The organism is Streptomyces sp. Y1 (genome assembly GCF_041053115.1).
Taxonomy (GTDB): domain Bacteria; phylum Actinomycetota; class Actinomycetes; order Streptomycetales; family Streptomycetaceae; genus Kitasatospora; species Kitasatospora rubellomurina.
In genome coordinates this window covers 2,119,349-2,134,158 of sequence record NZ_CP163445.1, presented here as the reverse complement: position 1 = coordinate 2,134,158, position 14,810 = coordinate 2,119,349, and the positions used below count along the sequence as shown (strand labels likewise).

General features: G+C 70.9%; 16 protein-coding genes and 1 pseudogene. 6 read left to right on the top strand and 11 right to left on the bottom strand.

Annotated elements, in window-relative coordinates:
• Positions 1–42 precede the first annotated feature (42 nt).
• The 5 genes from pgl to tkt form a co-directional block, all read right to left on the bottom strand.
• Entirely contained in the window at positions 43–831 is a 789-nt protein-coding gene (gene pgl / locus AB2U05_RS08930) for a 6-phosphogluconolactonase (RefSeq protein WP_045702778.1), read from the bottom strand.
• Positions 828–1,922 carry a glucose-6-phosphate dehydrogenase assembly protein OpcA gene (opcA, locus tag AB2U05_RS08925; protein ID WP_369182959.1) on the bottom strand — a complete coding sequence of 365 codons (1,095 nt, stop codon included), beginning with the start codon at positions 1,920–1,922 and terminating at the stop codon, positions 828–830. The genes pgl and opcA overlap by 4 nt, the downstream gene beginning before the upstream one ends.
• Entirely contained in the window at positions 1,919–3,466 is a 1,548-nt protein-coding gene (gene zwf, locus AB2U05_RS08920; RefSeq protein WP_045702782.1) for a glucose-6-phosphate dehydrogenase, read from the bottom strand. Before zwf ends, opcA begins: the two co-directional genes overlap by 4 nt.
• Before the next feature lie 70 nt (positions 3,467–3,536).
• Positions 3,537–4,679, bottom strand: a complete 1,143-nt coding sequence (gene tal / locus AB2U05_RS08915) for a transaldolase (protein ID WP_045702784.1) — start codon at positions 4,677–4,679, stop codon at positions 3,537–3,539.
• 92 nt (positions 4,680–4,771) lie between these two features.
• Positions 4,772–6,874, bottom strand: coding sequence for a transketolase (gene tkt, locus AB2U05_RS08910; RefSeq protein ID WP_369182958.1), 2,103 nt, complete (start codon positions 6,872–6,874; stop codon positions 4,772–4,774).
• A gap of 470 nt (positions 6,875–7,344) precedes the next feature.
• On the opposite strand from tkt, the gene AB2U05_RS08905 reads away from it, so the two are divergent.
• Entirely contained in the window at positions 7,345–8,295 is a 951-nt protein-coding gene (locus AB2U05_RS08905) for a heme o synthase (RefSeq protein ID WP_045702788.1), read from the top strand.
• 81 nt (positions 8,296–8,376) lie between these two features.
• Here the strand turns inward: AB2U05_RS08905 and AB2U05_RS08900 are convergent, their stop codons facing one another.
• Positions 8,377–9,018: a DUF2461 domain-containing protein gene (locus AB2U05_RS08900; RefSeq protein WP_369182957.1), complete on the bottom strand. Its 642-nt coding sequence runs from the start codon at positions 9,016–9,018 to the stop codon at positions 8,377–8,379.
• Between the two features lie 72 nt (positions 9,019–9,090).
• Here AB2U05_RS08900 and AB2U05_RS08895 point away from each other — a divergent pair, with 72 nt between their 5' ends.
• Positions 9,091–9,417 carry a hypothetical protein gene (locus tag AB2U05_RS08895; protein ID WP_045702792.1) on the top strand — a complete coding sequence of 109 codons (327 nt, stop codon included), beginning with the start codon at positions 9,091–9,093 and terminating at the stop codon, positions 9,415–9,417.
• 80 nt (positions 9,418–9,497) lie between these two features.
• Here AB2U05_RS08895 and tgmC read toward each other — a convergent pair whose 3' ends face one another.
• The 5 genes and pseudogenes from tgmC to AB2U05_RS08870 all read right to left on the bottom strand — a co-directional run bounded on the left by tgmC (position 9,498) and on the right by AB2U05_RS08870 (position 12,940).
• Complete coding sequence (gene tgmC, locus AB2U05_RS08890; RefSeq protein WP_369182956.1) at positions 9,498–10,640, bottom strand: ATP-grasp peptide maturase system methyltransferase; 1,143 nt, start codon at positions 10,638–10,640, stop codon at positions 9,498–9,500.
• Positions 10,637–11,601, bottom strand: a pseudogene (gene tgmB, locus AB2U05_RS08885) (ATP-grasp ribosomal peptide maturase). The gene tgmC and the pseudogene tgmB overlap by 4 nt, the downstream one beginning before the upstream one ends.
• Complete coding sequence (gene tgmA, locus AB2U05_RS08880) at positions 11,601–11,873, bottom strand: putative ATP-grasp-modified RiPP (protein ID WP_045709450.1); 273 nt, start codon at positions 11,871–11,873, stop codon at positions 11,601–11,603. The pseudogene tgmB and the gene tgmA overlap by 1 nt, the downstream one beginning before the upstream one ends.
• A 57-nt stretch (positions 11,874–11,930) precedes the next feature.
• A complete protein-coding gene (locus AB2U05_RS08875) occupies positions 11,931–12,491 on the bottom strand; it encodes a hypothetical protein (RefSeq protein WP_369182955.1) in 561 nt (186 codons plus the stop codon).
• A gap of 14 nt (positions 12,492–12,505) precedes the next feature.
• Positions 12,506–12,940, bottom strand: coding sequence for an ATP-binding protein (locus AB2U05_RS08870; protein WP_369182954.1), 435 nt, complete (start codon positions 12,938–12,940; stop codon positions 12,506–12,508).
• A 157-nt stretch (positions 12,941–13,097) separates the two neighbouring features.
• Here AB2U05_RS08870 and AB2U05_RS08865 point away from each other — a divergent pair, with 157 nt between their 5' ends.
• Genes AB2U05_RS08865 through AB2U05_RS08850 form a run of 4 tightly spaced genes read left to right on the top strand, consistent with a single transcriptional unit; the run spans position 13,098 to position 14,809 of the window.
• Positions 13,098–13,868 (top strand): XRE family transcriptional regulator, encoded by a 771-nt coding sequence (locus tag AB2U05_RS08865; RefSeq protein WP_369182953.1) that lies wholly within the window; start codon positions 13,098–13,100, stop codon positions 13,866–13,868.
• On the top strand, positions 13,855–14,322 hold the full coding sequence (locus AB2U05_RS08860) for an NUDIX domain-containing protein (protein ID WP_369182952.1): 468 nt from the start codon (positions 13,855–13,857) through the stop codon (positions 14,320–14,322). The genes AB2U05_RS08865 and AB2U05_RS08860 overlap by 14 nt, the downstream gene beginning before the upstream one ends.
• Positions 14,323–14,351: 29 nt before the next feature.
• Complete coding sequence (locus tag AB2U05_RS08855; RefSeq protein WP_369186067.1) at positions 14,352–14,615, top strand: hypothetical protein; 264 nt, start codon at positions 14,352–14,354, stop codon at positions 14,613–14,615.
• Positions 14,543–14,809, top strand: a complete 267-nt coding sequence (locus AB2U05_RS08850; RefSeq protein WP_369182951.1) for a GNAT family N-acetyltransferase — start codon at positions 14,543–14,545, stop codon at positions 14,807–14,809. Before AB2U05_RS08855 ends, AB2U05_RS08850 begins: the two co-directional genes overlap by 73 nt.
• Position 14,810: the final 1 nt, after the last annotated feature.

The window sequence follows — 14,810 nt, the reverse complement described above, 5'->3', positions numbered from 1 at the left end:
CGTCATGACGACGGGTGGCGCCCTTCGGCGTTGCCTGCTCCGTTACGCCGAGGCCGGCGGGTAGAGCTGCGGCGGGATCCGCTCCGCCGCGGCGCGGTCCAGCAGCCACAGGGTGCGGCTGCGCCCGTACGCGCCGGAGGCGGGTGCCTGCAGCTCGCCGGGGCCGGACAGGGCCAGCGCGACGGCGCCCGCCTTGTCCTCGCCGGCGGCCAGCAGCCAGACCTCGCGGGCCGCGCGGATGGCCGGGAGGGTGAGCGAGACCCGGGTCGGCGGGGGCTTGGGGGCCCCGCGCACGCCGACCACGGTCAGCTCGGTCTCCCGCACGCCCGGGTGCTCGGGGAAGAGCGAGGCGACGTGGGTGTCCGGGCCGACACCGAGCAGCAGCACGTCGAAGGCCGGGACGCCGAGCCGGTCGCCCGGCCCGGCCGCCTTGGCCAGCTCCTCGGCGTAGCGGGCGGCGGCCGCCTCCACGTCCGAGCCGTCCACCCCGTCCGAGGCGGGCATCTCGTGCACCCGCGCCGGGTCGAGCGGGACGGCGTCCAGCAGCTCGGCGCGGGCCTGGACGGCGTTGCGGTCCGGGTCGGCGGCGGGCACGAAGCGCTCGTCGCCCCACCACAGGTCCAGCCGGCCCCAGTCGACCGCGTCGCGCGCCGGGGAGGCGGCGATCGCGGCCAGCAGGGCGTTGCCGTTGCGGCCGCCGGTGAGCACCACCGAGGCGGTGCCGCGGGCGGCCTGGGCGTCCACGATCCGGGTGATCAGGCGGGCCGCGGCCGCCTGGGCCATCAGCTCCTTGTCCCGGTGGACGACCAGCTGCGGGGTGGCGGCGGTCATGCGCTCCCCTTGGCGGCGCGCTTGCCCGCGGCCTTCTTCGCGGGCGCCCTGTCCGCGCCGTCCGCGCCGTCCGCGGCCGCCGGGGCCGGGTCGGCCGTGGCGGCCGCCGTGGCCTCGGCGACGGCCTGGGCGGTGCCCTCGGCCGTCGCGGCCTCGGTGCCGGCCGGCTCGCGCAGCCGCTCGACGGGCGTGCGCACGGCCGTCGCGTAGATGTCGTCCGGGTCGAGCCGGCGCAGCTCCTCGGCGATCAGCTCCGAGGTGTCGCGCCGCTTGAGCGCCACCTGGCGGTCCGGCGAGCCGGGCATGGAGAGCGTGCCCAGCAGGCCGTCCGGGCGGTCCAGGGTGATGTCCCCGTCCTTGGTGCGCAGGTGCACCGCGGTGATGCCCGGGCCGCCGGTGACGACCCGCTCGACCGGCACGTGCAGCCGGTTGGTGAGCCAGAGGCCGAGCAGCTCGACGCTGGGGTTGTAGGACTCGCCCTCGACCACCGCGGCGGTGATGTGGGACGGCCGCTGGTCCAGCGCGGCGGCCAGCATCGAACGCCAGCCGGTGATCCGGGTCCAGGCCAGGTCGGTGTCGCCCGGAGTGTAGCTCTGGGCCCGCTGGGCGAGCTGGCCGACCGGGGACTCGGCGGTGACCGCGTCGGTGATCCGGCGCTGGGCGAGCGCGCCCAGCGGGTCCTGCGCGGGGTGCAGCGGAGCGTTCTCCGGCCACCACACCACGGTCGGGGCGTCCGGCAGCAGCAGCGGCAGGACCACGGACTGGGCGTGCGCGACGAGTTCGCCGTGCATGCGCAGGATGACCGTTTCGCCGGAGCCGGCGTCCGTGCCGACCAGGATCTCCGCGTCCAGGCGGGTCTCGGCGCGGGCCCGGGGCGAGCGCCCGGCGCGCTTGATCACCGCGAGGGTGCGCATCGGGTGCTCGCGGGAGGCCTCGTTGGCGGCCTTGAGGGCGTCGTAGGCGCTGCCCTCGTCGGTCACGATCACGAGGGTGAGCACCATGCCGGCGGCGGTGGAGCCGCTGGCCCGGCGCGCCTCCATCAGCGCGGCGTTGATCTTGCTGGAGGTCGTGTCGGTGAGGTCGATCTTCATGGCCGGCGCCAGCTCCTGCCGTCTCGTGCGAGCATCTCGTCCGCCTCGACCGGGCCCCAGGTCCCCGCCGCGTACTGGGCGGGCTTGCCGTGGGAGTCCCAGTACTTCTCGATCGGGTCGAGGATCTGCCAGGAGAGCTCGACCTCCTGGTGGCGCGGGAACAGGTTGGCGTCGCCGAGCAGCACGTCGAGGATGAGCCGCTCGTACGCCTCCGGGCTGGACTCGGTGAAGGACTCGCCGTAGGCGAAGTCCATCGTGACGTCCCGGACCTCGAAGGAGGTGCCCGGCACCTTGGAGCCGAACCGCACCGTCACGCCCTCGTCCGGCTGGACCCGGATGACCAGGGCGTTCTGCCCCAGCTCCTCGGTCGCGTAGGAGTCGAACGGCAGGTACGGCGCGCGCTGGAAGACCACCGCGATCTCGGTGACCCGGCGGCCCAGCCGCTTGCCGGTGCGCAGGTAGAACGGGACGCCCGCCCAGCGGCGGTTGTTGATCTCCAGCTTGATGGCCGCGTAGGTGTCGGTCTTGGACTCGGGGTCGATGCCGTCCTCGTCCAGGTAGCCGGGCACCTCCTCGCCGCCCTGCCAGCCGGCCGCGTACTGACCGCGCACGGTGTGCCTGCCCAGGTCGGCCGGGAGCTTGACGGCGCTGAGCACCTTGAGCTTCTCGGCGACCAGCGCCTTCGGGTGGAAGGACGCCGGCTCCTCGATGGCGGTGAGCGCCATCAGCTGGAGCAGGTGGTTCTGGATCACGTCACGGGCGGAGCCGATGCCGTCGTAGTAGCCGGCCCGGCCGCCGATGCCGATGTCCTCGGCCATGGTGATCTGCACGTGGTCGACGTACGAGCGGTTCCAGATCGGCTCGAACATCTGGTTGGCGAAGCGCAGCGCCAGGATGTTCTGGACCGTCTCCTTGCCCAGGTAGTGGTCGATCCGGAAGACCTCGTCGCGCGGGAAGACCTCGTGGACGACCTTGTTGAGCTCCTGCGCGCTCTCCAGGTCGTGGCCGAAGGGCTTCTCGATGACGGCGCGGCGCCAGGAGCCCTTCGGCGGGTCGGCCAGGCCGTGCTTCTTGAGCTGCTGGACGACCGTCGGGAAGAACTTCGGCGGGACGGACAGGTAGAAGGCGAAGTTGCCGCCGGTGCCCTGCGCCTTGTCCAGCTCCTCGATGGTCTGGCGGAGCTTGTCGAAGGCGTCGTCGTCGTCGAAGGTGCCCTGGACGAAGCGCATGCCCTTGGCGAGCTGCTGCCAGACCTCCTCCCGGAACGGCGTCCGGGCGTGCTCCTTGACCGCGTCGTGGACCTCCTTGGCGAAGTCCTCGTCCTCCCACTCGCGGCGGGCGAAGCCGACCAGGGAGAAGCCCGGCGGCAGCAGGCCGCGGTTGGCCAGGTCGTAGATGGCCGGCATCAGCTTCTTGCGGGACAGGTCGCCGGTAACCCCGAAGATGACCAGGCCGGACGGCCCCGCGATGCGCGGGAGCCGCCGGTCGGTGGGGTCACGAAGCGGGTTGACGGGGGCCGGCGGGAGATCGTCCGCGTCCGACACCGGCGTCAACTCGGGGAAATCAGTGCTCACTTGATGGGCTCCGCTTTCGTGCGCTGGCTGTGAGCAGGGGTCACTTCTCGTCGGCGAAGGCGGCGAGCGAGGCGGTGACGGTGTCGAGCAGCTCCTGCCAGGACTGCTCGAACTTCTGCACGCCCTCGTCCTCCAGGACCTGCACCACGTCGTCGTAGTCGACGCCGGCGGCGGCGATGGCGTCCAGGACGGCCTTCGCGTCGGCGTAGTTGGGGACGATGGTGTTGCCGGTCACCACGCCGTGGTCGCCGGTGGCGTCCAGGGTGGCCTCGGGCATGGTGTTGACGGTGCCCGGAGCGACGAGCTCGGTGACGTACAGGGTGTCCGGCAGGGCCGGGTCCTTGACGCCGGTCGAGGCCCACAGCGGGCGCTGCGGCTTGGCGCCGGCGGCCTCCAGGGCGGCCCAGCGGGCGCTGCCCGCGGTCTTGCCGTCGACGCTGCCGAAGACCTCCTCGTACGCCTGGTAGGCGAGGCGGGCGTTGGCCAGCGCGGCCTTGGAGCGCAGCTCCTTGGCGTCGCCGCCGATCGCGTCCAGGCGCTTGTCGATCTCGGTGTCCACGCGGGAGACGAAGAAGGAAGCGACGGACTCGATCTGGGAGAGGTCCAGGCCCTTGGCCTTGGCGGCCTCCAGGCCGGTCAGGTAGGCGTCCATGACGGCCTTGTAGCGCTCCAGCGAGAAGATCAGCGTGACGTTGACGCTGATGCCGAGGCCGATGACCTCGCTGATCGCGGGCAGACCGGCCTTGGTGGCGGGGATCTTGATGAAGACGTTCGGGCGGTCGACCAGCCACCACAGCTGCTTGGCCTCGGCCACGGTGGGGGCGGTCTCGTGCGCCAGGCGCGGGTCGACCTCGATCGAGACGCGGCCGTCACGGCCGTTGGAGGCGTCGTAGACCGGGCGCAGCACGTCGGCGGCGTCGCGCACGTCCGAGGTGGTGATCATGCGGATCGCCTCGTCGGTGGTGACCTTGCGGACGGCGAGGTCGCGCAGCTGGCCGTCGTAGGAGCTGTCGCCGCTGCCGGCGATGGCCTTCTGGAAGATGGTCGGGTTGGTGGTCACGCCCACCACGTGCTTGTTCTGCACCAGCTCGGCCAGGTTGCCGGTGTTCAGCCGCTTGCGGCTGAGGTCGTCCAGCCAGATCGCCACGCCTTCGTCGCTGAGGCGCTTCAGTGCGTCAGTCATGGTGCTTCAGTCCTTCTGCTTCTTCGTACGTCGTGGTGTGGTCAGCGGGGCCGCGTGCCCGCGTGCGGGCGGGCACGCGGCCCGGGGTACTGCTAGCGGTTGACGGCTTCCAGCGAGCGCAGGGCGTTGTGGGCCTCGGCCACCACGCGCTCGGCGGTGATGCCGAACTCCTCGAACAGCACCTTGTAGTCGGCGGAGGCGCCGAAGTGCTCCAGCGAGACGATCCGGCCGTGGTCGCCGACCAGCTCGCGCCAGCCCTGGGCGATGCCGGCCTCGACCGAGACGCGGGCCTTGACCGACGGCGGCAGCACGCTGTCGCGGTAGGCCTGGTCCTGCTCCTGGAACCACTCGAAGGACGGGACCGAGACCACGCGGGTGGCGATGCCCTCGGCCTCCAGCACCTCGCGGGCCTGGACGGCCAGCTGGACCTCGGAGCCGGTGCCCAGCAGGATCACCTGCGGGTCGCCGGTGGAGGCCTCGGCCAGGACGTAGCCGCCCTTCGCGGTGAGCTCCGCGTTGCCGAAGGACGAGCGGTCGAAGGTCGGGACGTTCTGGCGGGTGAGCGCCAGGCCGACCGGGCCCGGGTGGGTGGTCTGGCGCTCGATGATGGTGCGCCAGGCGACGGCGGTCTCGTTGGCGTCGGCCGGGCGGACCATGGCCAGGCCCGGGATGGCGCGCAGCGAGGCCAGGTGCTCGACCGGCTGGTGGGTCGGGCCGTCCTCGCCGAGGCCGATCGAGTCGTGCGTCCACACGTAGGTGACCGGCAGCTTCATCAGCGCGGCCAGGCGCACGGCCGGGCGCATGTAGTCGGCGAAGACCAGGAAGGTGCCGCCGTACACGCGGGTCTTCCCGTGCAGGGCGATGCCGTTCATGGTCGAGCCCATGGCGTGCTCGCGGATGCCGAAGTGGATCGTCCGGCCGTACGGGCTGGCCGACTTCAGCGGGTTGCCCTCGGGGAGGAAGGAGCTCTCCTCGTCGATGGTGGTGAGGTTGGACTCCGCGAGGTCGGCCGAGCCGCCCCACAGCTCCGGGATCACCGCGCCGAGCGCCTTCAGCGTCTCGCCGGAGGCCTTGCGGGTGGCGACGTCCTTGCCGGCCGGGAAGGTCGGGACGGCCTTCTTCCAGCCCTCGGGCAGCTCGCCGGCCTGGATGCGGTCGAACTCGGCGGCGCGCTGCGCGTCGGCGGCGCGCCAGGCGTCGAAGCCCTGCTGCCACTGGTCGCGGGCGGCCTTGCCGCGCTTGATGACCTGGCGGGCGTGCTCGATGACCTCGTCGCTGACCTCGAAGGTCTTCTCCGGGTCGAAGCCGAGGACCTTCTTGGTGGCGGCGATCTCGGCGGCGCCGAGCGCGGAGCCGTGCGCCTTGGCGGTGTTCTGGGCGTCCGGGGCCGGCCAGGCGATGATCGTGCGCATCGCGATCAGCGACGGGCGGGAGGTCTCGGCCTTGGCGGCGGCCAGGGCCTCGGCCAGGGCTGCCACGTCGATGTCGCCGTTGGCCTTCGGGGTGACCCGCTGGACGTGCCAGCCGTACGCCTCGTAGCGCTTGAGGACGTCCTCGGAGAAGGCGGTCTCGGTGTCGCCCTCGATCGAGATGTGGTTGTCGTCGTAGACGGCGACCAGGTTGCCCAGCTTCTGGTGGCCGGCCAGCGAGGAGGCCTCGGCGGAGATGCCCTCCTCCAGGTCGCCGTCGGAGACGATGGCCCAGATGGTGTGGTCGAAGGGGGACTCGCCGGCCGGGGCCTGCGGGTCGAAGAGGCCGCGCTCGTAGCGGGCGGCCATCGCCATGCCGACCGCGTTGGCGATGCCCTGGCCGAGCGGGCCGGTGGTGGTCTCGACGCCGGCGGTGTGGCCGTGCTCGGGGTGGCCGGGGGTGCGGCTGCCGGCCACGCGGAAGGCCTTGAGGTCGTCCAGTTCCAGGCCGTAACCCGAGAAGTACAGCTGGGTGTACAGCGTCAGGCTGGTGTGCCCGGGGGAGAGGACGAAGCGGTCGCGGCCGACCCAGGCCGGGTCGGTCGGGTCGTGGCGCAGGAAGCGCTGGAAGATCAGGTAGGCGGCGGGGGCCAGCGACATGGCCGTCCCCGGGTGTCCGTTGCCAACCTTCTGGACGGCGTCCATGGCCAGGACGCGCGCGGTGTCAACCGTGCGCTCGTCCAGGTCGGTCCACTCGAATGCGTTCGTCGGCGCAGTGGTGCTCACCCTGTCTCAGGGCTCCTTCCATTGTGAAGAGTGACCCCGTGAATGGGGACCGGGTCGGCCACGACGCTGTGGTCCCGACGTTGGGTGGTGCCGGTCACGGAGGGTAGATCCCGCTTCTCCCGGGAGCCTACCGTCCAGGCCGGGGCTCACCCTCCGTGCTGAGACAACCGGTATTGCCGTGCGATATTCCCACGTGGGCGATCTGACCGCTTTGCCCCAGGCTCTCCTGTTTCGCCGGGGCTCGCCGCCCCGGTGGTCAGGACGGGTTGCGCGGACGCGCCGGGGCTCTCCGGAGCTCCGGGAACGCCGTCACCCGGACGGTTCACCGGGGGGTGATCGTCGCGCCTCGCCGGGGACCCCGGAGCCGGTTGGGATATATGGAGCGTCTAAGGTGGCGTGGTACGCGCAGAGCGGACGATTCGGGACCCATCGTTCCTGTGGACGCCTGCGAGGATTCATCTTCAGTTGGGGTGTTAGTGACCGCCGTCGAAACCCGTCCCGCCGGGGTCACCGGGGCGACACCTGCGCATCACCGGCCGATCGGGGCCCGTGTCGGCGCCTTCGTCGCACTGACCAAGCCCCGGATCATCGAGCTGCTGCTGATGAGCACGGTGCCGGTGATGTTCCTGGCCCAGCAGGGTGTCCCGGACATGCTGCTGGTGCTCAAGGTCGTGGTCGGCGGCTACCTCTCGGCGGGCGGCGCCAACGCCCTCAACATGTACATCGACCGGGACATCGACGCGCTGATGTCCCGCACCGAGCGGCGGCCGATCGTCACCGGGATGGTCTCGCCGCGCGAGGCGCTGGTGTTCGGCATCACGCTCGGCGTCGTCTCGACCCTGCTGCTCGGCTACGGCGTCAACTGGCTCTCCGCCGGGCTCGCGCTCGGCGCCCTGCTGTTCTACGTGTTCGTCTACACGCTGGGGCTCAAGCGGCGCACCTCGCAGAACATCGTCTGGGGCGGCATCGCCGGCTGCATGCCGGTGCTGATCGGCTGGTCCTCGGTCACCAACTCGGTGTCGTGGGCGGCGGTGGCGCTGTTCCTGGTGGTCTTCTTCTGGACGCCGCCGCACACCTGGGTGCTGTCGATGAAGGTCCGCGACGACTACCTGCGGGCGGGCGTCCCGATGCTGCCGGTGATCAAGGGCAACGTCGCGGTCGGCAAGCAGGTCGTCGCCTACTCCTGGGTGATGGTCGCGACCTCGCTGGCGGTCTGGCCGCTGGGGCACATGAGCTGGCTGTACCCGGTCGTCGCGGTGCTGCTGGGCGCGGCCTGGCTGCGCGAGGCGCACGCGCTGTACGGGCGGGCCAAGGCCGGTGTGGTGGGCGCCAAGCTCAAGGAGATGCGACTGTTCCACTGGTCGATCACCTACCTGTCGCTGCTCTTCGTGGTCTGCGCGATCGACCCGTTCGTGAAGTGAGGCCTGTTGTGGAAGGAGCCCCGGTCCGGATGCGGACCGGGGCTCCTTCGCTTTCTCAGCGTGCTTGCTCAGCGCGCCTTCTCAGCGGGAGGGGAGTTCGGACGGGCCGACGTGGTCGTCCAGCCAGTCCTTCAGCGGCTGGGAGGCGCGCAGGAAGTCGGTGATCCGGGTGTACGCGGCGCGGGTGCCCAGCCACTTCGCGGGCGCCCACTCCTGCCAGGCCACCAGGCCCTTGTGGCGCAGCAGCTCGATCCGCGGGTGGTCCTTGGCGAAGCCGCGCGGCGCGGACTTGAGGGAGTCCCGGCCGAAGACCTTGGGGCCGTCCGCCTCCACCGCGGCGATCACCCGCTCCAGTTCGGCCCCGCTGACGTCCTCGGCGACGGCGGCGCGGTAGCGCTCCAGCTGGTCCGGGGCGAGCTGGTACATGCCGTTGCCGCAGGCCAGCCCGTCCGCGGAGAGCTGGATGTAGCCGCCGGCCTCCAGGTGCGCGCCGATGTGCGTCTTGTACGGGGACTTGTCGGCGCTGAACCGGACGTCGCGGTTGGGGCGGAAGATCTTCCCCGGCCCGAACTCGGGCTCCAGCTCGGCGAGCAGCTCTTCGGCCGGGGCCCGCACGGCGGCGTCGTACTGGTCCTTGTGGGCCTGCCAGAAGGTCTTCGAGTTGTCGGCTTCGAGGTGCTCGTAGAACTCGAGCGCCTCGGCCGGCCAGCCTTTGAACGTCACGCCTCCAGTATGTGGCCCGGTGCACAGGGTGCCCCCGTCGCCAGGGCGTCTACCGGTGGGTAGCATGCGGGCATGAGCGCAGAGACCGCCACCGCCGCCGCGCCGGACGCCCGCACCGAGCGCCGTGCCAAGCGCATCGCCAAGAACCTCACCAGCTTCGCCCGGGAGCACGGGGGCGGCGACGCCGTCGTCGAGTACGTCGGCTCCGTGGCCACCCGCATCGTCGTGGTCGGCGCGGACGGCGCCTGGGGCGACCAGGTCGCCCCCAGCTACGCCGTGGGCCGCCGCGCCGCCGAACTCGCCGGGCTGACCCTGCACGACGACTTCGAGGGCGAGCTGGGCCTCAAGGTCAAGACCGGCCCGTACGAGTGGAAGCGCATGGCCGGCATCCAGATCTGACCTTCTTGCGGCGAAGGCCCGGCTCCCCATGTGGGGGAACCGGGCCTTCGCCGTACGCGGGAGGGTGTTGGTCCGGCGGATCAGATGGGCAGGTCCCAGCCCGGGCCGTCCTCGGTGCCGAGCCAGACGCGTTGCCGCGCCGGTGAGACCGTGATGCCGAAGGCGTCCTGATGCGGCTCGCCGGCGTGCTGCCAGGTCTCGATGGCGGTTTCCACTTGGTCCCAGAGGCGGAGCGGGCCGCGTTGGACGACGGTCCAGCCGCCTTCGGGGTGGGGCGTGGTCCGGGCCTGGGAGCCGGTGGCGACGTCGGAGAGGATCTGGTGGCCGCCGGCTCCCATCCGTTCGGCGGAGGGCGCGGCGAGCTGGGCGAGCCAACTGCCGGTCCAGGTGTCGAGCTTCGCCGGGTCGATCCGGCTCGGGCGCTCCGCTCCGGGAAGCAGGGCCAGGGTGGGGCGGGGCGGCCGGTCGTGGGGACGGGCGATCATGAAGCTGGTGCAGCCGGGCAGGAAGCGGCCGGTGGCTTCGCCGGGGCCGGTGACGTCGAGCAGCGCCAGGGCGTTGGCGTAGTGCCACCCGGACAGGGTGGCCAGGATGCGGCCGCCGGGCTTCACCTGGTGGAGCCAGGCCATCGGGAGGTAGCGGACCGAGCAGGTCGCGATGAGCCGGTCGAAGGCGCCGCCGTCCGGGTCCCCGCCGAGACCGTCGCCGACGAGGAGTCGGGGGGTGTGGCCGGCGGCCTGGAGGGCGGCGGCGGCGCGTTCGGCTACTTGGGGGTCGTACTCGATGCTGGTGAGGTTCGCGTCGCCGAGGCGGTGGGCGCCGAGGGCGGTCGAGTAGCCGGTTCCGGTGCCGACTTCGAGGACCTGGTGACCGGCTTCGGCGCCGAGCTGTTGCCACATGCGGAGCACGAGCGAGGGCAGCGTGGAGGACGAGGAGGGTGCTCCGGTGGCCGGGTGCTTTTCGACGTCCTCCGGCCTTGTGTGGCCGTCGAGTTGGGTGATGAGGGTCTGATCGGCGTAGATCCCCTCCAGCCAGCCGGGGTCGCCGTGGTGCACGGTTCGGTAGGTGGTGGGGTTGCTTCCCTCGATCGGGACGAAGTAGCTGCCGACGAACAGTTCGCGCGGTACGGCGGTGGCGGCCTCGGCCCAGGCGGGGTCGGTGAGCGTGCCGCTGTCGGTGAGTTGATCGACCAGGGCGGCGCGCAGGGTGTCGGATGTGGTCACGTGGTGTGGCCTCTTTCCAGTTGGTCGGCGATCGCGTGTGCGATGCGGTCCGCGATCTCGGCCGGCTGCCACGCCCATTGTCCGTTGGGGTTGCACTCCAGGAAGTACCACGTGGCGTCTGCGGTGACAGCGAAATCGAAGGCACCGAATGTTAGTTGGAAGGTGGTGAGGTAGCGGGTGATGGCTTTGGCGACTGGTTCGGGGACGTCGATCCGGGTGCAGCGCATCCGGTCCTGTCGGTGTCGCCAGTCGAGATCCGGGCTGTCGATGCGGGCGGCGAACAGTCGGTCTCCGACTGCGGTCAGCCGGGTGTCGAAGAGCTTGGGGACCTTGGCTTGGAACATGTGCGGACACGCCGCTACAGCCTCGGTGATCTCCCCGCTGCGGACTTCGCGGACCCATACGGCCCGGGCCTGACCGTCGACCGTGTACGGGGTGTCCCACAGGGACTTGTAGACCGTGCCGGCGACTTGGTGGGCGGTGAACTCCCGGGCTTCTTGGGCGTCGTTGGTGATCAGCGTGTGGGGCACGTGGAATCCGCAGCGCTGTGCGGCGGCGAGTTGAGCCGGCTTGTATTCGGCCGCGCGGTTGTGCCAAGGGTGGTTCACGTAGTGGGCCTCGGGGAGCGAAGCCAGGATGCCGCCCGCTCCCCAGAACGCCTGTGCGGCGGCGAACCGGCGGTCCTGGCCGTCGAGGCCGGGCGGCCTTCGTAGGGCGAGGGCCTGCGGACCCAGACGGACCGGATGTCCGTGAGGTCGAGTTCGCGGCTCGACGTGCGGAGGGTGCCCAGCTGGCTGCCCGTGCGGTACGTGGCGGCCAGCGAGGCGCCGGTGTGCAGGTCGGTGCCGGGATCGAGACGGACCACCGGAACCCGGCGCTCGGCGAGTACTCGCAGTACCGCATCCGCTGTCACGTCGGAGGAATTGGTCAGTACCAGCACCGACCCGCTTCGGTTGTTCATCAGCCGGAGCTCTGGTCCTGGTCGTAGGACTCGGTGACGTCGCTGTCGGTGGCCCCGCCCGGCGCGGCCCCGTCACCGGGGGTCGTCTGGGTGGGCGTGACACCGCTGGTGCTGGTGCCGTGGCTCCCCAGTTCGACCGTTCGGCCGTGCTCGTCCACGATGACGGCGATCTGCGTCTCGGGGTCGATCACGGGCGTGAACGCCGGGAGCGTGACGGTGGCCGCGTAGGGCCCCATCCTGCTGGTGCCCCACGGCGCGGGCGTGTGTGTCATGGATCCTCCTAGGGGTTTGGTGGTGCGCAGGAAGTCGGTAGGGCCGACTTCCTGCGCTCAGGGGGTGGTGGTGCGGGTGAGGTGGTCTCGGCAGCGGGTGAGGGCGTTGCGGAGGCGGATGTCGGGGTTGAGGGTGGTGGTGAGGAGTTCGCCGGCCTGGATGAGGGTGGCCCAGTAGCGGGTGGGGTTGCCGGTGGCTGAGCGGGGGGTGGCGGCGGCGAGGGAGAGGTAGGCGGCGGTGAGGTTGCCGGTGGTGAACCAGCGGGTGAGGCCGTGCTGGTGGCCGGCGCGGATGCCGCCGAGGGCGTCGATGGCGGTGAGGAAGAGGCCGACGACGGCGAGTTCGTGGGGGGTGAGGGTCTTGGGGATGTCGAAGACGCCGAGGGCTTCGAGGAGTTCGCCGGTGTCGGCCTCGGAGTTGGGTCGGGGGTTGGCGAGGAGGGCGTTGTAGCAGTCGTCGAGGCGGCGGTCGGTTTCGGCGGCGGGGATGGCGAGGGCGGTGCAGACGGCGCGGGCCGAGCGCAGGGGTTCGCGGGTGCGGCGGGCGAGGGTGGCATAGGCCTGGGCGGGGGTGTGGCCGGTGTCGAGCAGGTGGCGGGCGGTGAGGGCGAGTCGCATGGGGGCTTCCTCTCTCAGGCCGCGAGCGCGGTGGTGGGGGCGATCAGGGCCCAGACGAACTTGCCGATCCCGCCCGCGCGCGGGCAGCAACCCCAGCGCGCAGAGAGCTCGTTGACGAGGAACAGCCCGCGCCCGCGCTCGTCACAGAGGGAGGCCGAGCGCAGGGACGGCCGGCCGCCGCCCGCGTCGTGGACCTCGATGCGCAGGAGCCCGTTGGTGAGGGAGAAGCGGATCTCGATGCGGCGGTCGTCCGGGGCGTCGGAGTGCTGGACGGCGTTGGCGAACAGCTCCCCGAGGAGGAGCTCGGCGACGTCGCCGTAGCACTCGCCGGAGGGCAGGGCGCAGAGGTACGCCCGGAGCAACTGCCGCGCGAGGCGAGTCGATTCGATGCAGGAGTCGAGCCGCGCGACGAACGCGTGCGGGCGGGGGCTGCAGCAGGTTTTGAGCATGAGGTCCTCGAATGGGAGAGGAGGCGGCTGGAAGGCCGCCGCATCTGTCACGCTCGAATCGTCGGGCAGTCTGACGAGACGTCATACCGCGTTTTCGGGACGTTTGGGACGTCTGGCTGCTAGACCTTGAAACGTCCCTAACGTGGAAGGTCGGTCGGTGAACAGCCCGCTTCGTGACGCAATGGCCCGTGCCAACATGACCTCGTCCAGGCTTGCGCGTGTGTGCGGAGTCGATCCCAAGACCGTCGACCGATGGCTCGCGAACCCCGCGCGCGAGCCCCATGCGAGACACCGCTCGGCTGCTAGCCAGGCCCTCGGTGAGGAGGAAACCGTGCTCTGGCCATCTGCGCAGCAACTGGTGAAGTCGGGGCCGGATCGGGAGCTGGTGCAGATGTACCCGTACCGGTCGGCGGCGCCGGCTTCGCTGTGGCGTCAGCTGATAAAGGGGGCAACCCGGGAGCTGACGTTCGCTGGCTACACCAACTACTTCCTATGGCTGGAGCATGCGAACTTCGGCAGCCTGCTGCGACAGAAAGCGGCAGCCGGCGTCCAGGTCCGCTTCATCCTCGGTGAGCCCGGGCATCCGGTCACCCGTCAGCGGGAGCTGGAGGAGGACGTACCGTTGAGCCTTTCGACCCGGATCGAGGTCACCCTCTCCGAGCTGGCCAAGCTACGGGACACGTCGATCGAGGCACGATACGAGACGGCACACGTCTCACTCAGCGTCTTCCGCTTCGACGACGACATGATCGTCACGCCGCTGCTCCCGGGTAGGGTCGGGCATGACGCTCCGATGATGCACTTGAGGCGGGCCCAGGACGACGGTGTGTTCGATCGCTTCGTGGGTCACGTCGAGGACTTGTGGGCGAAGGGGCGGGACGTATGGACGATCCCGGCAGCGGAGGTGGTGGGCCATGCCCAGGCGTGACTACGAGGACGATCCCAATGCTCCCGAGGCGAACTCGCTGGTCCCGGCCGCGTCCGTCGTCGTGGTCGACGATGCGGGCCGTGTGCTCCTCCAGCGGCGTACCGACAACGGGATGTGGGCCCTGCCCGGCGGCAAGATGGACATCGGTGAATCGCTCGCCGGTTGCGGTGTCCGCGAGACGCGCGAGGAGACCGGCATCGACATCGAGATCACCGGGATCGTCGGCACCTACACCGACCCTCGCCACGTGTTCGCCTACGACGACGGCGAGGTCCGTCAGGAGTTCTCCATCTGCCTCCTCGGACGCCCGCTCGGTGGGGAGCTGCGGGTGTCCGACGAGTCCCACGAGGTGGCGTGGTTCACCCCGGCCGAGACGGACGGGCTGCCGATGGTGTCGAACATTCGCAAGCGGCTGGCCGATTGGCGTTCCGGAAGGATTCCCGTGGTGCGCTAGCCACCTTTTGATCACGTAGAAGGAGCGCCGTGGACAAGCCCGTCTTCGAGACCGTGGCCGACGCCGTGAACGCGGCCCGGGTGCTGGACGGGATAGCGCCGCTCTACGAGCATGTGTTCGCGGAGCCGCCCTACTTCGAGGGGCCGCGGGACCTGGCCGACTTTCTGGAGGGCTACGCCAAGTTCCGGTTTTCACGAGGGAGAACGGGCATCGCACGTTCGTGGTCCGGGAGCTCGCGGTCGCACCGGAGTGCCGTCGGCGCGGGCTCGGGCGGGGGCTGCACGCGGCGGTGATTGAAGGTGCCGAGGTCGATCGGATCACCCTGGCAGTTCGCCCGGAAGCCGAGGCGGCCGTGAGGATGTACGAGGCCTTGGGATACCGGGACGTGGGCGACATGACGCCGTCCTGGGACGGTGTACCGGTGCATGGTCCGCGACCTCCGGTAGATGTCGAAGGCCCCCATCGCGCGATGGGGGCCTTCAACTGAT

Bases quoted from the DNA above. Each gene is read 5' to 3' on its own strand.
- tal (WP_045702784.1), bottom strand. From the start codon at position 4,679: ATGACTGACGCACTGAAGCGCCTCAGCGACGAAGGCGTGGCGATCTGG.
- tgmA (WP_045709450.1), bottom strand. From the start codon at position 11,873: ATGACACACACGCCCGCGCCGTGGGGCACCAGCAGGATGGGGCCCTAC.
- AB2U05_RS08875 (WP_369182955.1), bottom strand. From the start codon at position 12,491: ATGCGACTCGCCCTCACCGCCCGCCACCTGCTCGACACCGGCCACACC.
- AB2U05_RS08895 (WP_045702792.1), top strand. From the start codon at position 9,091: ATGAGCGCAGAGACCGCCACCGCCGCCGCGCCGGACGCCCGCACCGAG.
- opcA (WP_369182959.1), bottom strand. From the start codon at position 1,922: ATGAAGATCGACCTCACCGACACGACCTCCAGCAAGATCAACGCCGCG.
- AB2U05_RS08860 (WP_369182952.1), top strand. From the start codon at position 13,855: ATGCCCAGGCGTGACTACGAGGACGATCCCAATGCTCCCGAGGCGAAC.
- pgl (WP_045702778.1), bottom strand. From the start codon at position 831: ATGACCGCCGCCACCCCGCAGCTGGTCGTCCACCGGGACAAGGAGCTG.
- AB2U05_RS08870 (WP_369182954.1), bottom strand. From the start codon at position 12,940: ATGCTCAAAACCTGCTGCAGCCCCCGCCCGCACGCGTTCGTCGCGCGG.